The 16,534-nt window shown below is 71.5% G+C and carries 13 protein-coding genes and 1 pseudogene; 4 read left to right on the top strand and 10 right to left on the bottom strand.

What is annotated here, in order from left to right; all coding sequences use genetic code 11:
• Nucleotides 1–78 precede the first annotated feature (78 nt).
• A complete protein-coding gene (locus ABZT04_RS27785; protein ID WP_356059707.1) occupies nt 79–1,716 on the bottom strand; it encodes a hypothetical protein in 1,638 nt (545 codons plus the stop codon).
• Nucleotides 1,717–1,884: 168 nt separating this feature from the next.
• Nucleotides 1,885–2,136, bottom strand: coding sequence for a helix-turn-helix transcriptional regulator (locus ABZT04_RS27780; RefSeq protein ID WP_356059706.1), 252 nt, complete (start codon nt 2,134–2,136; stop codon nt 1,885–1,887).
• A gap of 32 nt (nt 2,137–2,168) precedes the next feature.
• Between ABZT04_RS27780 and map the strand changes: the two genes are divergently transcribed.
• Together map and ABZT04_RS27770 are read left to right on the top strand one after the other, a co-directional pair.
• Nucleotides 2,169–2,939, top strand: coding sequence for a type I methionyl aminopeptidase (gene map, locus ABZT04_RS27775; RefSeq protein WP_356059705.1), 771 nt, complete (start codon nt 2,169–2,171; stop codon nt 2,937–2,939).
• A gap of 53 nt (nt 2,940–2,992) precedes the next feature.
• Complete coding sequence (locus ABZT04_RS27770) at nt 2,993–5,554, top strand: ATP-dependent Clp protease ATP-binding subunit (protein WP_356059704.1); 2,562 nt, start codon at nt 2,993–2,995, stop codon at nt 5,552–5,554.
• Here ABZT04_RS27770 and ggt read toward each other — a convergent pair.
• Entirely contained in the window at nt 5,538–7,337 is a 1,800-nt protein-coding gene (ggt, locus tag ABZT04_RS27765; RefSeq protein ID WP_356059703.1) for a gamma-glutamyltransferase, read from the bottom strand. The genes ABZT04_RS27770 and ggt overlap by 17 nt on opposite strands.
• Nucleotides 7,338–7,480: 143 nt before the next feature.
• Here ggt and ABZT04_RS27760 point away from each other — a divergent pair, with 143 nt between their 5' ends.
• Nucleotides 7,481–8,236, top strand: coding sequence for a hypothetical protein (locus ABZT04_RS27760; RefSeq protein WP_355906939.1), 756 nt, complete (start codon nt 7,481–7,483; stop codon nt 8,234–8,236).
• Nucleotides 8,237–8,352: 116 nt separating this feature from the next.
• Complete coding sequence (locus ABZT04_RS27755) at nt 8,353–9,921, top strand: alpha/beta fold hydrolase (protein WP_356059702.1); 1,569 nt, start codon at nt 8,353–8,355, stop codon at nt 9,919–9,921.
• Between the two features lie 37 nt (nt 9,922–9,958).
• Here ABZT04_RS27755 and ABZT04_RS27750 read toward each other — a convergent pair.
• The 7 genes and pseudogenes from ABZT04_RS27750 to ABZT04_RS27720 all read right to left on the bottom strand — a co-directional run.
• A pseudogene (locus tag ABZT04_RS27750) lies at nt 9,959–10,171 on the bottom strand (amino acid ABC transporter permease); the annotation flags it as partial.
• A 69-nt stretch (nt 10,172–10,240) separates the two neighbouring features.
• A complete protein-coding gene (locus tag ABZT04_RS27745) occupies nt 10,241–10,984 on the bottom strand; it encodes an amino acid ABC transporter ATP-binding protein (protein WP_356059701.1) in 744 nt (247 codons plus the stop codon).
• Between the two features lie 114 nt (nt 10,985–11,098).
• Nucleotides 11,099–11,506, bottom strand: coding sequence for a DUF6278 family protein (locus ABZT04_RS27740; protein ID WP_356059700.1), 408 nt, complete (start codon nt 11,504–11,506; stop codon nt 11,099–11,101).
• 57 nt (nt 11,507–11,563) lie between these two features.
• On the bottom strand, nt 11,564–12,343 hold the full coding sequence (locus tag ABZT04_RS27735; RefSeq protein WP_356059699.1) for an exodeoxyribonuclease III: 780 nt from the start codon (nt 12,341–12,343) through the stop codon (nt 11,564–11,566).
• A gap of 30 nt (nt 12,344–12,373) precedes the next feature.
• Nucleotides 12,374–13,009: an MBL fold metallo-hydrolase gene (locus ABZT04_RS27730; protein ID WP_356059765.1), complete on the bottom strand. Its 636-nt coding sequence runs from the start codon at nt 13,007–13,009 to the stop codon at nt 12,374–12,376.
• Nucleotides 13,010–13,111: 102 nt separating this feature from the next.
• Nucleotides 13,112–14,401, bottom strand: a complete 1,290-nt coding sequence (pcaC, locus tag ABZT04_RS27725) for a 4-carboxymuconolactone decarboxylase (RefSeq protein ID WP_356059764.1) — start codon at nt 14,399–14,401, stop codon at nt 13,112–13,114.
• A 135-nt stretch (nt 14,402–14,536) separates the two neighbouring features.
• On the bottom strand, nt 14,537–16,441 hold the full coding sequence (locus ABZT04_RS27720) for an SWIM zinc finger family protein (RefSeq protein ID WP_356059763.1): 1,905 nt from the start codon (nt 16,439–16,441) through the stop codon (nt 14,537–14,539).
• Nucleotides 16,442–16,534 lie beyond the last annotated feature (93 nt).

Genomic DNA, 16,534 nt, shown 5'->3' with positions numbered 1-16,534 from the left:
CAGCCTTGCCAAGACCATCGTCGTTAACCCGCGGAGTCGATCCTGTTTCACACTCCGGTGGGTGAGCCGCTGGGCCGGTCAGGCGGTGAAGCCCGCCACCCGGAGGGCGTGGACGAGGTCCCAGTGGCGCTCGTCCGAGACGCCCTGGGCGGCCTCCAGCAGGAGCGGTACGAGCTGCTGCGGGTCGGCGGCGACGCTGCGGGCCGCCTCCTCGGGGGTGCGGACGCGGACGTAGGCGTCGAGCAGCTCGTTGATCTCACGCCGGCGGCCCTCGGCGGCCAGCGCGAGCACGGCCTCGCCTATCTCGCCCGCGGGGCGGGCCACGCCCTGTCGCAGGATCTGCTCGCCGTCGGCCTTCCGGCCCGCCGCGACCAGCGCGTCCGCCGCGCCGACCAGCCGGTCGGCGGGCAGCGAGGCGGCCTCCCACAGCAGCGTCGCCCAGTCCGCGCCGAGCCCGGCCCGCTGGAGTTCGGCCGCCAGCAGCGGGAAGCGCGCGGCGGGCCAGTGCGCGGCCTCGACGAGCAGCGCGTGCGCCTCGCCGCTACGACCCTCGCGGCGCAGCCCGACCAGCCGCCGCACGGCATCCACGGTGCCCTGCCGCGCCTCCGCGTCCAAGGGCTCCCGCTTCGGCTGTGACCGCTCGACCGGCCCGGCGGCCCCGGCGAAGCGGGCACCGCGCGGGGTGCGGCGGGCGACGGGCGCGGGAACCTCCGGTACGGCGGCCGGGGCGTCCGGGGCCGGGGCGGCGGCGGTGTCGTCCTCGGCCATCCCCGCGAAGCGGGCGCTGCCTCGGCGGCGCTTGCGCTGTTTGGGGGCGGGGGCCGGCTCCGCCGTGGGGTCCGGGGGCTCGGGGTTCGGGGCCTCGGGCTCCGTGAAGGCGTCGTTCAGGGGGTCGGGGCGGTCGTAGAGGGAGCCTGCGGGGCCGGGATCTCCGTAGTCACCGCCCTCGGGCTCGAAGTTCCCGTAGCCCCGGCGCGCATCGAGGGCGCCGGGATCACGGCGCACGGCCTCGGAGCCGGGGTATCCGCCCGCCCCGCTGCCTTCCCCCGGTCCGTACTCCACGTCGCGCTGGCGAGGCAGCCGGCGCGGGGTCAGGTGCTGGTCGTACGCGGTGTCGGCGCCGGTCCCCGCTCCCTGGTCCGGGAAGCGGTCGTCGACGCGGTGGACGTTGCCGTGGTGGTCGCGGTGGACGGCTCGGGCGCCCCGGACGCGGTCGTCCAACTCCTCGATGCGGCTGCGGAGTTCGGCGCAGCGGGCGGTGGCGCGTTCGTGGTCGTCGTGGGCCCAGGCCAGGTCGAGGCGGAGGGCGTCGGCCTCCTCCTGGGTGGTGGCCGCGTTGAGCAACCGCCCCAGTTCCGACTGCCGTTCGGCCGCGTACCTCTGCTCGCGGAGCATCACGTCGAGCCGGTCGCCGAGGGCGTCCCTGGTGCCGGGCCTGGCGTCGAACGCGGTGAGCGCCGCCGCGTGCAGGGTGCGGGCCCGGTGCTTCTCCTGGGCCGCGACGCCGGGGCCGTACTCCGCCGCGAGGTCCTGGAGGAGGGCCTCCACCACGTCCCAGGGTGGTATCTCCCGCCCGCCCAGGCAGGCCTGCATGCCATCGGGATCACGCTGCCAGAACACGCCGCACCAGCCGCCGCCCTGGTCCAGGCGCGCCAGGAGTCCGTCGAGGTAGTTCGCGAACTCCCGCACCTGTCCGGGGAGTTGATCCACAGCCATGCTCCAACTCCCGCCAGACCGGAATACTCCGGTCCGTAGAAAACACCATTTGTGTTACGACGCGGCTACGGAAGCTTTTCGAGCCGGGCGCAGAGATCTCGGAGCCTACGCCTCCCGACTGTGCGTCCGCCGGGTTCGCGGCGGATCCGACACCCTCCCCGGGCGGGCTCAGGCCGCCAACGGCGCGCACCTGGTGACGAGTTGGTCCATGGACAGGCCGAGCGCCTCGGCGAGGGCGGCGACGGTGAAGAAGGCGGGCGTCGGCGCCCGGCCCGTCTCGATTTTACGGAGGGTTTCCGCCGAGATGCCCGCGTTCGCCGCCACCTCCGTCATGCTGCGGCCACCACGGGCCTCGCGGAGCAGCCGGCCGAGTCGTTCGCCGCGTTCACGCTCTTCTGGAGTGAGAGGGGTGCGTACCATGCCGTCATTCTAATACCGGTATAGTAATTGGCATGGTGGAACTCAAGACGAACACGTCTCTCGATGCGATGTACGAGGCGGGCCAGGTCGTGGCCCGCGCCCTCACGGCCGTGCGGGAGGCCGCCGACGTGGGCGTATCCCTGCTGGAACTGGACGAGTTGGCGCACGACGTGCTGCGCGCGGCGGGCGCGGGTTCACCCTTCCTCGGCTACCGTCCCTCCTTCGCGCCCACCCCGTTCCCGGCGGTCGTCTGCGCCTCGGTGAACGACGCGATCGTGCACGGCATCCCGGACGGCTACCGCCTGCGCGACGGCGACCTGGTCTCGATCGACTTCGGCGCGACGCTCGGCGGCTGGGCCGGCGACTCGGCCATCAGCTTCATCGTCGGCACGCCGCGCCCCGCCGACGTGCGCCTGATCGAGACCGCCGAGCGCGCTCTCGAAGCGGGCATCGCGGCGGCCGTCGTGGGCAACCGCATCGGCGACATCGCCCACGCGATCGGCACGGTGTGCCGCGACGCCGGCTACGGCATCCCCCAGGGCTTCGGCGGCCACGGCATCGGCCGCCAGATGCACGAGGACCCCGCGGTCCCGAACGAGGGCCGCCCAGGCCGGGGCTTCCCCCTCCGCCACGGCATGGCCCTCGCCATCGAGCCGATGCTGATCGCCGGCGGAAAGGACGGCTACCACGAGGCCCCGGACGGCTGGACCCTCCGCACCAACGACGGCTCACGAGCGGCCCACGTGGAACACACGGTGGCTATTACGGAGGCAGGACCCCGGGTCCTTACCGAGCGACGGTAAGCAGTCCCCAACCCGCACATGCCCCACGCAGTGGTCCGTGCCATGGTGGAGTGATGACTACCGGCTACCCAGACCCGGAAAACGACCCCCTCGGAGACTTCCTGGCCCGTTTCCTCGCCGGAGGCACAGGCGCCCGCCCGCGTCATGTGGACATCGCCCGCCTGCTCAGCCAACCGGCCAGGGACCTCGTGCGGGGCGCCGCGCAGTACGCCGCCGAACACGGCAGCCACGACCTGGACACCCAGCACCTGCTGCGCGCCGCCCTGTCCGCCGAACCGACCCGGGGCCTCCTCAGCCGCGCGGGCGCGGATCCCGATTCGCTGGCGGCGGAGATCGACGAGCGCGCGGGCCCGGCCCACACCCCGGAGGGCGAGCTCCCGCCGCCCACGGCGCTCAACCTCACCCCCGCCGTCAAACGCGCCCTGCTGGACGCGCACGACCTGGCCCGGGCCGGCGGCACCGGTTACATCGGCCCGGAGCACGTCCTCGGCGCGCTCGCCGCGAACCCGGACTCCGCCGCCGGTCACATCCTGAACGCGGCCCGGTTCGCCCCGACGGGCCTCCCGCCGGAGGCGCCGGACGGCGTCCAGCCCCGTACCGACCAGCCCCGCCCCACCGGCACCCCGACCCTCGACAAGTACAGCCGTGATCTGACCGACCTGGCCCGGCTCGGCCGGATCGACCCGGTGATCGGGCGCGACGAGGAGATCGAGCAGACCATCGAGGTGCTGTCGCGGCGCGGCAAGAACAACCCGGTGCTGATCGGCGACGCGGGTGTGGGCAAGACCGCGATCGTGGAGGGACTCGCCCAGCGCATCACCGACGGCGATGTACCGGACGTGCTGACCGGGCGGCGGGTGGTCGCGCTGGATCTGACGGGTGTGGTCGCGGGCACCCGTTTCCGCGGCGACTTCGAGGAGCGGCTGACCAACATCGTCGGCGAGATCCGCGCGCACTCGGACCAACTCATCGTCTTCATCGACGAGTTGCACACCGTGGTCGGTGCGGGCGGTGGCGGCGAGGGCGGTTCGATGGACGCCGGCAACATCCTCAAACCGGCGCTGGCACGCGGTGAGTTGCACATCGTGGGCGCTACGACATTGGAGGAGTTCCGCCGGATCGAGAAGGACGCGGCGCTGGCCCGCCGCTTCCAGCCGATCCTGGTGCCGGAACCGTCCGTCGCGGACGCGATCGAGATCCTGCGCGGACTGCGCGACCGCTACGAGGCCCACCACCAAGTCCGCTACACCGACGAGGCGTTGGTGGCCGCGGTGGAGCTGTCGGACCGCTATCTCACCGACCGCAGGCTGCCCGACAAGGCGATCGACCTGATCGACCAGGCGGGCGCGCGGGTACGGCTGCGGGCGCGCACGAAGGGCACGGACGTACGGGCCCTGGAGCGCGAGGTGGAGCAGCTCGCCCGGGACAAGGACCAGGCCGCCGCCGGCGAGGACTACGAGAAGGCCACGCAACTCCGGGACCGGATAGCCGAGTTGAAGGTGCGGCTGGCCGAAGCCGGGGGCGAGGACTCGGGCGACGAGGGTCAGCACCTGGAGGTCACCGGCGAGGCGATCGCGGAGGTCGTGTCGCGGCAGACCGGTATCCCGGTGAGCAGTCTCACCGCGGAGGAGAAGGACCGGCTGCTCGGTCTTGAGGAGCATCTGCACCGGCGGGTCGTCGGGCAGGAGGAGGCTGTCCGGGTCGTGTCGGACGCGGTGCTGCGCTCGCGCGCCGGGCTGGCGAGTCCGGACCGGCCGATCGGCAGTTTCCTCTTCCTGGGCCCGACCGGCGTCGGCAAGACGGAGCTGGCCCGGGCGCTGGCCGAGGCGCTGTTCGGCAGCGAGGAGCGGATGGTCCGCCTCGACATGAGCGAGTACCAGGAACGGCACACGGTCAGCCGGCTCGTCGGCGCCCCGCCCGGCTACGTCGGCCACGAGGAGGCCGGTCAACTGACCGAGGTGGTGCGCCGCCACCCCTACTCGCTGCTGCTGCTCGACGAGGTCGAGAAGGCACACCCGGACGTGTTCAACATCCTGCTCCAGGTCCTGGACGACGGCCGGTTGACCGACTCCCAGGGCCGCACGGTCGACTTCACCAACACGGTGATCGTGATGACCAGCAACCTCGGCTCCGAGGCGATCACCCGGCGCGGTGCCGGTATCGGCTTCGGGCCGGGCGGCGCCGACGCGGACGAGGAGGCGCGGCGCGAGCAGATCCTGCGCCCGCTGCGCGAGCACTTCCGGCCCGAGTTCCTCAACCGGATCGACGAGATCGTCGTCTTCCGTCAGCTCACCGCCGGGCAACTGCGGCAGATCACCGACCTGTTGCTGGAACGCACCCGCCGTCTCCTGCACGCGCAGGGCATCACGGTCGAGTTCACGGACCCCGCCGTCGACTGGCTGTCCCGGCAGGGCTTCCAGCCGGAGTACGGCGCCCGTCCGCTGCGCCGCACCATCCAGCGCGAGGTCGACAACCAGCTCTCCCGGCTACTCCTGGACGGTCGGATCTCCGAGGGCGGCCGGGTGACGGTGGACGTGGCGGACAGGCGGCTCGCGTTCAGGACCGATCCCCAGCAGCCGCCCGCCTCCGACCCACCGTCTACGGAGCAGGATTGACGACCGCCGCCGAGCCGCCGCCGCGCCGCACCTTCTCGGCGGCGGCCAACCACTCGCCGTTCGGCAGCCGTTGCACACCCGTCGCCGCGCCGATCTCCGGGTTCAGCGTGAAGGAGTGCCCGATGGCTTCGAGCTGGGTCTTCAAGTCGCTGTTGTAGAGCGCGGGTTCGAGTTCGGTGGTGGCCGCGTTGCGCTGGCTGGCGCGCGGCGCCGCGATCGCGTCGACCAGCGGGAGACCCCGGTCGAGGAACTCGGTGAGGGTCTGCAGCACGGTCGTGATGATGGTCGCGCCACCAGGTGAACCAAGCGCCACGACCGGCTTGTTGTGCTTGTCGAGGACGATCGTCGGCGAGATCGACGACCGCGGGCGCTTGCCGGGTCCTGGCAGGTTCGGGTCGTGGACGGCCGGGTTGGCCGGGGTGAAGGAGAAGTCGGTCAGCTCGTTGTTGAGCAGGAAGCCGCGGCCGGGCACGGTCATCGCGCTGCCGCCGGTCTGCTCGATGGTGAGCGTGTAGGAGACGACGTTGCCCCACTTGTCGGCGACCGTGAGGTGGGTGGTGTTCTCGCCCTCGTAGGTGGTCGGGGCGGCCGTCCCGGTGGCGGTGCAGGCCGTCGGGTCGCGCGGGTCGGCGGGTGCCAGCGGGCTGGTGAGCACCGCGTCGTCCTTGATGAGGCAGGCGCGCGAGTCGGCGAACTTCTGCGAGAGGAGTTCCTTGGTCGGTACGTCCTCGAAGGCGGGGTCGCCGACCCAGCGCCCACGGTCCGCGAACGCGATCCGGCTGGCCTCGATGTAGTGGTGCAGGTACTGGACCTCGCTCGCCTTCGAAAGGTCCGTCTTCTCCAGGATGTTGAGTGCCTCGCCGACCGTCGTGCCGCCGGAGGAGGAGGGCGCGATGGAGTAGACGCCGAGTCCGCGGTACGAGGTCTTCGTGGGCGCCTGGAGTTTGGCGCGGTAGGCCGCGAGGTCCTTGGCGGACAGTTGGCCTGGGCGGGCGTTCCACCCCGAACTCGCGTCCACCTTCGGGGTGTTGACCGTGGCGAGGATGTCCTTGCCGAGGTCTCCGTGGTAGATCGCGCCGATCCCCTTCTTGCCCAGCTCCTTGTAGGTGGCGGCGAGTTCGGGGTTCTTGAAGGTGGAGCCGACGACCGGCAGCGCACCGCCGGGCAGGAACAGCTTGGCGGTGTCGGGGAAGTAGCGGAAGCGGGTCTCGTTGGCCGCCGTCTGGCTGCGGAAGGTGTCGTCGACCGTGAAGCCGTCGCTCGCGATCCGCTCGGCGGGCTTGAGCACCGTGCCGAGCTTCTCACTCCCCCACTGGTCGAGGGCCCTCTGCCAGGTGGCGGGCGTGCCCGGGGTGCCGACGCTGAGGCCGCTGCTGACGGCGTCGGCGAAGGCGAGCGCCTTGCCGTTCTCCACGAAGAGGTTGGAGTCGGCGGTCAGCGGGGCCCTCTCGCGGCCGTCGATGGTGTGCACCGTACGGGACTTGGCGTCGTAGTAGACGAAGTAGCCGCCTCCGCCGACACCCGAGGAGTAGGGCTCGGTGACACCGAGCGCGGCGGCGGTGGCGACGGCCGCGTCGACCGCGTTGCCGCCCTTCTTCAGGACCTCGATGCCGGCCGCGGTGGCGTCCGCGTCGACGCTCGCGACCGCGCCGCCGTAGCCGACGGCGACCGGAACCTTCGTCGGGGTGCCGCTCGTGGCGGCCGGCGGGGCCGCGGCCCCGACCGACACCACGGCGGCCGAGACCGCCAGGACCGACAGTTTCCGTGCCACAGGGCGACGCATCCGTACCTCCAGTCCAGAACCGTCCGCGCAGCGTACCCACCTGGCACGGGCCCCGACAGACCGCTTCCGGCCGCCGCCACACGAACGTCACACGTCGAACACCGGTACGTACCAGTCATGCGGGGCCGCTAACATGCGCGCCCATGAATGACGACGTGCGCAACATCGTTCTGGGCGTGGCCGCCGCGGGCATCAGCGCCGCGCTCGGCTGGCTGGCCCGCACCTATCTGTGGAAGCGCAAACTCCGGCGCAAGCAGGCGTTCTTCGGGCTGCCCGACAACTCGGAGTCGCTGCTCGTGGTGAACCGCGAGGCGGGCGGCCCCGAGCTCACGGTGATGCGGCACGACGTGTTCGCGCTGCTCGAACTCGCCGCCCTGATCAAGGACTGCAACGCGCACGCCCAGGTCGTCGCGCACGACGCGGCCCAGCAGGGCTTCGGCGAGCGCACCGAGTTCTGCGTAGGCGGCCCGGCCTCCAACCGGCGTATGACCGCGCACCTGGCGTCCCTGCTCCCCGGCATCCGCGTCAACGTCGACCCCGAACCGGGCCCCGACCGGGGCGCGTTCCAAATAGGCAGCGAGCGCTACCGACTTGAGCCGGGCAGGGGCGAGTACGTGCTCCTCGCCCGGCTCACCGCCGGTCAACTGGGCGGCGCGCGGCCGGTGTTCCTCTTCTGCGGCCAGCGCGCGATCACCAACCAGGCGGCGACCCGCTATCTTGCCCGCAACCACGAGAAGCTGGCGCGCAAACACGGCGGCAACACCTTCGTCCTGCTGCTGAAGGTGGTCAACTCGCAGGCGTACGGCCCCGATGTGGTGGAGCTGGTGGCCGACGTGACCAGGGCTGCGGAAACGCCCCTACCTGCACCGGCTCCGCGCAGTTCGCATCGGGCCTCCTGAGTTCGCGCACGCGCCAAAGATCGTTACTGGCACGTAACTTACTGATGGGTTACCTGGAGTAAGCGACGGCGGTTACCGTCAGGTCACTTTGCATTGACACGTGTGGGGAGTGACCCGTGGGAAACCGTCGCAAGGCCCTGCGTACGACCGCAGTGGGCGCCGTCTCCGCGACCCTGGTCGCCGGAGGCGTCTTCGGGCTCGCCCCCGCCGCCCAGGCCGCCACGAACGGCGTGCGCTTCGTCGACATCGCCGGCGACGGCGGTATGAAGCTCGCGGCGAACGTCGTCACGCCCGCGGGTGCCGACGGCTCGCACCGCTACCCGCTGCTGGTCATGCCCACGGCCTGGGGCTTCCCCCAGGTCCAATACCTGGCTCAGGCACAGAAGTTGGCCGACTCGGGCTATGTCGTGGTGGCCTACAACGTCCGCGGCTTCTGGCAGTCCGGCGGCTCCATAGAGGTGGCGGGCCCGCCCGACGTCGCCGACGCCTCCAAGGTGATCGACTGGGCGCTCGCCAACACCCCCTCCGATGCTGGGCACATCGGCATGGCCGGGGTGTCGTACGGCGCGGGCATCAGTCTCCTCGCGGCCGCATACGACAAGCGGATCAAGGCAGTTGCCTCGCTCAGCGGCTGGGCCGACCTGATCGACTCGATCTACTCGGGCCGTACCGAACACTCCCAGGCGACCGCCCTGCTGAACGGCGTCGGCCTCGTCACCGGCCGCCCGAGCGCGGAGACCAGCCAGGTCTTCAAGGACTTCTTCGCCTCCGACCTGTCCAAGGAACAGGAACTGATCGACTGGGGCAAGAAGCGCTCCCCCGACACCTATGTCGACCGGATCAACAAGAACGGCGCGGCGATCATGCTCGCCAACGCCTGGGGCGACACGATCTTCCCGCCCAACCAGATCGCCGACTTCTACGGCGAGTTGACCGGCCCCAAGCGGCTCGAACTCCGTCCCGGCGACCACGCCACCCCCGAGCTGACCGGAATGTTCGGGCTGCCCAACGACGTGTGGACGGACACCGAGCGCTGGTTCGACCACTACCTCAAGGGCGACGCCAACGGCATCGACCGCGAGCAGCCGGTGGAGCTCAAGTCCCGTTCCACGGGCGGCTACGAGGGCTACCCGGACTGGAAGTCGGTCGGCGCGACGCGGAAGAAGATCGACCTCGCGGGCACGACCACCATCCACACCAACGTCGACTCGGGCGCCGACGGCGGGATCGTCTTCCTCTCCAGCATCCTCGACCAGGTCGCCCAGGTGCCGCCGGTCGCGTCGATCCCGCTGCTGCCGCGCCGCTGGGCCGCCGTCTGGCGGTCGGGGACGTACACGAGTGCCCAACAGGTGCGCGGCACCGTGAAGTTGCACACCACGGTCACCGACACCAAGGAGAGCGGCACCCTCGTCGCCTACCTCTACGACGTGGGCCCGCTCGGCCTCGGCAAGCTGGTCAGCAACGCGCCGTACACCTGGCACGGGCAGACGCCCGGTCAGCCGTTCGGTGCGGACCTGGAGTTGTTCTCCACGGCCTACGACGTCCCGGCAGGGCATCACCTCGCCCTGGTCGTCGACACGGTCGACCCGCTCTACATCGAGCACAACCCGTCCGGCGCGCAACTGACCTTCTCCTCGCCGGCGAACGACCCGTCGTACGTGTCGATCCCGCTGCGCGAGCAGTGATCTCCGGCTGCTGCCAGGCGGGCACGTGCCCTCTCTACTACTGCACCCGCGGCAGCAGCATCCCTGGTTCGGCCGGTGCCACGGCCTCGGTCCTGGGCCTGCGCTGCTCCCGGCGGGACACCCGACCGGCGAACCAGGAGAGCAGCATGCACATCCCGATGCAGATCGGCGAGATCACCATCACCACGGGGATGAACGGCACATCGTAGTCGAGGTCCGACACGATCAGCTTCCCGGTGTGGAGAAACTCCCGTACGGCCGCAGGGCCTGAAACGTCGTAGAGGGCGTTGGCGGTGGTCAATGGATCGCACTCCCCCACTCAGTGCTTGAGGATCTTGGACAGGAAGTCCTTGGCGCGGTCGCTGCGCGGGTCGGTGAAGAACTCCTCGGGGGTGCGGTCCTCGATGACGCGGCCGTCGGCCATGAACACGACGCGGTTGGCGGCGGAGCGGGCGAAGCCCATCTCGTGGGTGACGACGACCATGGTCATGCCGTCGTGGGCGAGTTGGCGCATGACCTCGAGGACCTCGTTGATCATCTCCGGGTCGAGGGCCGAGGTCGGCTCGTCGAAGAGGAGCGCCTTGGGTTCCATGGCGAGGGCGCGGGCGATGGCCACACGCTGCTGCTGGCCTCCGGAGAGCTGCGCGGGGAACTTGGGCGCCTGGTCGGCGAGGCCCACGCGGTCGAGGAGTTCGAGGGAGCGCCGGTCGGCGTCCTCTCGCTTGCGTCCTCGGACCTTGATCTGGGCCAGCGAGACGTTCTGCAGGACGGTTTTGTGGGCGAACAGGTTGAAGGACTGGAAGACCATGCCGACCTCGGCGCGGAGCTTCGCGAGGGCCTTGCCCTCCTCGGGCAGCGGCCGGCCGTCGAGCTGGATCGTCCCGGACGCGATGGTCTCCAGCCGGTTGATCGCCCGGCACAACGTCGACTTTCCCGACCCCGAAGGGCCGATGACCACGACCACCTCCCCCTTGCCGACGGTGAGATTGATGTCCTGGAGGACATGCAACTCCCCGTAGTACTTGTTGACGTCACGCAGTTCGATCAACGGATCGACGGCCATACCCAGACCTACCCACTCTCCGCGCTGTGTCGTGGTTGCCGCAAACTATCCAGCCAAGAGCGGAGTTAAGGCACGACACGCACTTTTCGGGCATTAGCCGTATTTAACCCTCAGTTACTCCTCTGCGACCTCGGCGTAGACCTGCGAAAGCTCAGGCACTCCGCTCGCGGCCCACTCATGGCCGGAGGCCACGACGTCGAACTCGCGCCCTGAGACGAGCCGTACGACGGGCTGCCCGTCCGACCGGATCTCCCAGGCCGCGCCGGGCACCGTGCGCACGATCACGGTCCCCAGATACAGCCCGGCGTCGTTGCCGAGCCAGGACAGGGTCTCCTCGTCGTCCCGCCAGCGCGGGACCAACTGGTCCAGCGCCGCCAACGAGTCGGCGGTGTCGTCGAGTTGGATGCCCTCCCGGGCCGCGAGGTCACGGAGCAGTTGGCACTCCGACAGCAACTCGGCGATGCCTTCGGCGTCGTGCGGACGGTGCTTCTCGCCCCGGTCGCCCAGGAAAGGGATGTTCATCGCTCCAGGGTGTCATTCGCACCGCCCCGCACACCACAGCGCGTCGCCGATGGCGGGTCAGACGTCGAGGTCCACGACCAGCGGTGCGTGGTCCGAGGCGCCCTTGCCCTTGCGCTCCTCGCGGTCGACGTAGGAGTCGGTGACGGCCTTCGCGAACGGCTCGTTGCCGTAGACGAGGTCGATGCGCATGCCGCGGTTCTTCGGGAAGGCGAGCTGGCGGTAGTCCCAGTACGTGTACGGGTGCTCGTACTTGAGGGGGCGCGGGACCACGTCCGACAGGCCCGCTTCGCGCAGGGCGGTCAGGGCGGCGCGCTCGGCGGGGGTGACATGGGTGAGGCCCTCGAAGGCGGCCACGTCGAAGACGTCGTCGTCGGTCGGCGCCACGTTGTAGTCGCCCAGCACCGCGAACGGGCGGCTGCCTCGGGCGTCGTCCGCGACGGCCGCCTTGAGGGCCTCGAACCACTGGAGCTTGTACGCGTAGTGCGGGTGCTCCACCTCGCGGCCGTTGGGCACGTACACCGACCAGACGCGGACCGGGCCGCAGGTCGCCGAGATGGCGCGGGGCTCCTGGACGCCGTCGTAACCCGGGTCCCCGGGAAGGCCCTTGACCACCTCGTCGAGTCCTACGCGGGAGATCACCGCCACGCCGTTCCACCGGCCGGTCGCGTGGACCGCCGCCTCGTAGCCCGCCGCGCGCAGCTCGTCGAACGGGAACTGCGCCTCTGCCAGCTTGGCCTCCTGGAGGCACAACACGTCGGTGCCGCTGCTCTCCAGCCAGGCCAGGAGCCTCGGCAGTCGGGCGGTGATCGAGTTCACGTTCCAGGTCGCGATGCGCATGCCTCACAACCTACCGGGCGGCTCCGACACTCACAGGACCGTGGCCTCGCCCGGTGCCAGCCGCAGGTGCTCAGCGCCGCCGAGCGCGCCGATCTGGTTGTCGTAGATCGGCCGGGCGAGGTCGGTGAGCAGGGCGTCGTGGATGTCGTAGGCGCGCTGCGGCTTGACCTCGCGGACGTAGTCGATGACCTCGGAGATCTTGCTCCAAGGGGCCATCACCGGGAGCATCAGCGTCTCCACGGCCTGGTCGGGGACGGTGAGGGCGTCGCCGGGGTGGAAGACGCGGCCGCCGTCGACGAGGTAGCCGACGTTGGTGATGCGCGGGATGTCCGGGTGGATCACGGCGTGCAGCTGGCCGTGCACCTGGACGTCGAAACCCGCCGCCGTGAAGGTGTCGCCGTGGCCGACGGTGTGCACACGGCCGGGGAAGGCGGCGGAGAGCTGGTCCGCGACCGACTTCAGGGTCCAGATCTCGGCGGCCGGGTTGGCCTCCAGGCCGACGCGCAGCCGGTCCTCGTTGAAGTGGTCGAAATGCTCGTGTGTGACGAGGATCGCGTCCGCGCCGGCCGTGGCGTCCTCCTCGGTGAAGGTGCCCGGGTCGATGACGAGCGTCCGGCCGTCCTTCTCCAGACGGATGCAGGCGTGCGACTTCTTCGTGAGCTTCAGCGTCATGGGTCCATCCTGCCGCGCGGGACCCGCGGAGGGGCGGGTGAGGCTGGTGCTTTCGGTACCAGGCCGACGATCACTCGACGGGGTCAGTCGGTGGGGTCACTCGGTGGGGGTCGTCTCCTCGCGGATGACCTGCTGGGCGACCTTGAACGCGCTGTTCGCCGCGGGCACCCCGCAGTACACGGCCGCCTGCATCAGCACCTCCTTGATCTCGGACGGGGTGAGGCCGTTGCGCAGCGCCGCCCGGGTGTGGAAGGCCAGCTCGTCCAGGTGGCCGCCCGCGACCAGTGCGGTGAGGGTGACACAGCTCCGCGAGCGCCGGTCGAGGCCGGGCCGGTCCCAGATCTCACCCCACGCGTAGCGGGTGATGAAGTCCTGGAAGTCCCCGGAGAACTCGTCGGCCTGCGCGAGCGCCCGGTCGACATGCGCGTCGCCGAGCACCTCACGGCGAACCTTGATCCCGGCGTCGTAGGGATCCGGACGGCCCATGGCCTGCGGCGGTACGGCGGGCGGCGGCGCGATCTCGGCGATGGGCGCGGCCTGCTGCGGCGCGGCGAGGACCGGCTTGACCGGGACCGCCGCGATGGCGATCTGCCCGGTGGAGTGGTCGTAGGCCGGCTGCCAGGCGGTGGAGAAGTGCCGGACCAGGAGGTCGGTGACGGCGGCGGGCTGCTCGACCGGGACGAGGTGCGAGGCGCCGGGTACGACCGCGAGCCGGGCGTCCGGGATGCCCGCGACCAGGGTGCGGGCCTCGGCGGGGCCGGTGACCTGGTCGTCCGAGCCGACCAGGACGAGGGTCGGCACGCCGATCCGGCCGAGTTCGGACCGTACGTCGAACGCGGCGAGCGCCTCGCACGCGGCGATGTAGCAGCCGGGGTCGGTGGTGCGCACCATCTGTACGGCCCACTCGGTGATCGCGGGCTGCGCCGCGGCGAAACCGCTGGTGAACCAGCGGTCGGGCGACATCCGGGCGATGGGGTCGAGGCCGTTGGTGCGCACGATCACCCCGCGCTGGCGGAACTCGTCCGCCGTGCCGAAGCGGGGCGAGGCGGCGATCAGCCCCAGTGAGGCCACCCGTTCCGGGTGGCGCAGCGCCAGTTCGAGACCGACCGCGCCGCCGAGGGCGCAGCCCGCGTAGCCGAAGCGCTGCACGCCGAGGGCGTCGAGCGTGGCCAGCAGCCGGTCGGCCAGGTCGGAGACCGAGCCGGTGGGATGCGCGGGCGAGCCGCCGTGGCCCGGCAGGTCGAAGCGGAAGACCCGCCACTGCTTCGCCAGCTCGGGCACCTGTCTGTCGAACATGTGCCACGTCGTCCCGAGCGACGGGCCCAGGATGATGACCGGGGCGTCTTCGGGGCCGTCGAAGCGGTACTGGAGGGCGGGGGTGTTCATGTCGCTCACCGCTCCAACGTAACCGCCGTTTCTTACCTCCCGGCTGTGGGGCCCCCGGTCTCCCCACCTGGCTCCCACACATCAGTGGGGAACCCTCACACCAACTTCACGGGATGGGCCATGGTGCCTGGGGGCTCAGAAGTCGCCGGGTGCGCCCAGGCCCGTCAGCGCGCCGACCGGGTCCAGGTCGGGGGTGCCTCTGGGCCACCAGTCGTCGTGGCCCGGTTCCGATTCGTAGGCGTACCACAACCCGTCGCGGCCCAGGCGGAGTTGGACATGGCCGTGCGGATGGGTGAGGTGGTTGTGCCAGGGGCGGAAGGCCGGGAGGTCGGCGGCGAGGAGCAGGGGGCGGGCCCGGTCGAAGCGGCCGGCCGGCGGGTCCCAGGGCTCTTCGAGCACCGCGAGGCCCTCGATGCCGCCCTGCCGCCAGGCGGCGACCGCGCGGGCCAGGTCGGCGGGGGTGCGGCCGGTGGCCTTGGCGAGGGAGGCGTAGAGGGAGCGGGTGGCGGCGGTCAGTCCGGAGCCGGGGCGGGCCGCGGCGAGTCGGACCGCGTCCTGCCACAGCGTGAGGTCGGCGACCGGGTCCCGGCCGGTGCTGAGCAGCGCGTGCGCGCGGGCGGCGGCGTCGGTGGCCAACTGGTCGAGCGCGAAGGGGTCCGGGCCACCAGGTGCCGCCGGATACACCGGGGGCTGCTCGGGGTGCGGGGGCGTGGGCAACGGGTGTGGCAGCGGCGGGAGTCGGCGCGGGGCGAGGGCTTCCGTGGCCCGCACTCCGGGGAGGGGTGTCGGTTCCTGCTCCTGGGCGGCGCGGGCCGCCCGGGCCGCGTTGCGCCGGGACAGGGCGTCGAGTAGCGGGCGTTCGCCCCGGCCGCGGAGCAGGAGCAGGACGAAGGGGTCGGCGTCGAGGAGGCGCGCGGTCTGGTAGCAGAGCGCGGCGGCGTGCTTGCAGGGGTGACCGGAGTCGGGGCAACTGCAATGGGGGGCGAGGTCGCCGGGCCCCGGCAGCAGCGGAACCCCGCTCTCGGCAAGGGACTTGGGCATCTCCTTGTCGAGCAGCGCGGCGATGTGCCCGGGCCGGTCGGCGGCGGTGTCCAGGAACCGCTCCCAGTCCGCGTCGTCGAGCGTCCGCAGGCGCACCTGCACGCGGTACGGCCGCGCGCGGCTGCCCTGCACATACGCGAGTACGAGCCCCGGCGTCACGGTGATCGCGTCGACATGCCCCTTCTCCGCGTAACCCCGCCCGCGCGCAAGCCGCTTGGCGTCGAGCGCGCCTTCCTCCAACGCGGTGACCCAGGCGTTGCCCCACCAGGTCTCGGCGAAGCTCGCGCTCTCCGCGGACCTGGGCGGGAACGCGGGGAAGGTGCGGCGGAGGTCGCTGTCGCGGGACGGGGAGGCCATGGAGGTGAGGGTGGGGGTTGTGGGGGCGGCGGGTGAGTCGGGCTCTGGCGGCTCACTACGGTCTGGTGTCCGGACGTCCCGACTCCCTTGCTCCGCCAGGTCGTTGTCACCGGTCAGCACCGCGCCGGAGTCATCCTCCTCGGGCATCCGAAAGGCACCGGCGAGCACATCACGCACCGCGCGCGCCCGGGCGGCTTCTACACCGCTGGGTTCCTGAGCAGGGGTACGGCGGGGTGGCCGGCCTTTGGACCCAACTCCCCGGTGCCCCGCGTCTGTCGGGACCTGTCGGCTCTCCCGCCGAGCCGCCCGCAATGCCTCGCGCGCGACATCGGCGGGGCGAGTGGTCGGCTGGTCGCCGGTGGCGGGAGCGGGATCGCCCTGTTCCGAGGGAGTGGTGTGGGTGCCCTCGACGTCGGCCGTGGGGGGCGCGCCCGTGGCGGAGCCATCGGGCACCGCTTCCGATTCCGACGGCCCGTCCCCACGCCGAACGGGCAGCGCACCGCGCAATGCGGCACGGGCTGCGTCACCGGGTCGGGGTACGGATGGGGAGGGGGCGGTCGGCGGGGGTGAGGTGCTCGGCCTCGCCTCGGGACCGTTCTGCGGGGGCGCTTCTACCGCCGCTTGGTCCGGTTCGGGGGGCATCACCGCCCGAGCCTTCGACTTCCCGGTACCCGCCGAGCCGCCCGCCCGCGTCTCCGGCGCCCGCTCCCGACGCTCACGCGCGGCCCGCAGGGC

It is taken from the genome of Streptomyces sp. NPDC005492 (assembly GCF_040605995.1).
Taxonomy (GTDB): domain Bacteria; phylum Actinomycetota; class Actinomycetes; order Streptomycetales; family Streptomycetaceae; genus Streptomyces.
The sequence above is the reverse complement of the archived record's forward strand: the minus strand, read 5'-3'. Positions and strand labels throughout refer to the sequence as shown.

Bases quoted from the DNA above. Each gene is read 5' to 3' on its own strand.
- ABZT04_RS27785 (WP_356059707.1), bottom strand. From the start codon at position 1,716: ATGGCTGTGGATCAACTCCCCGGACAGGTGCGGGAGTTCGCGAACTAC.
- ABZT04_RS27780 (WP_356059706.1), bottom strand. From the start codon at position 2,136: ATGGTACGCACCCCTCTCACTCCAGAAGAGCGTGAACGCGGCGAACGA.
- map (WP_356059705.1), top strand. From the start codon at position 2,169: ATGGTGGAACTCAAGACGAACACGTCTCTCGATGCGATGTACGAGGCG.
- ABZT04_RS27770 (WP_356059704.1), top strand. From the start codon at position 2,993: ATGACTACCGGCTACCCAGACCCGGAAAACGACCCCCTCGGAGACTTC.
- ggt (WP_356059703.1), bottom strand. From the start codon at position 7,337: ATGCGTCGCCCTGTGGCACGGAAACTGTCGGTCCTGGCGGTCTCGGCC.
- ABZT04_RS27760 (WP_355906939.1), top strand. From the start codon at position 7,481: ATGAATGACGACGTGCGCAACATCGTTCTGGGCGTGGCCGCCGCGGGC.
- ABZT04_RS27745 (WP_356059701.1), bottom strand. From the start codon at position 10,984: ATGGCCGTCGATCCGTTGATCGAACTGCGTGACGTCAACAAGTACTAC.
- ABZT04_RS27740 (WP_356059700.1), bottom strand. From the start codon at position 11,506: ATGAACATCCCTTTCCTGGGCGACCGGGGCGAGAAGCACCGTCCGCAC.
- ABZT04_RS27735 (WP_356059699.1), bottom strand. From the start codon at position 12,343: ATGCGCATCGCGACCTGGAACGTGAACTCGATCACCGCCCGACTGCCG.
- pcaC (WP_356059764.1), bottom strand. From the start codon at position 14,401: ATGAACACCCCCGCCCTCCAGTACCGCTTCGACGGCCCCGAAGACGCC.
- ABZT04_RS27720 (WP_356059763.1), bottom strand. From the start codon at position 16,441: ATGCCCCCCGAACCGGACCAAGCGGCGGTAGAAGCGCCCCCGCAGAAC.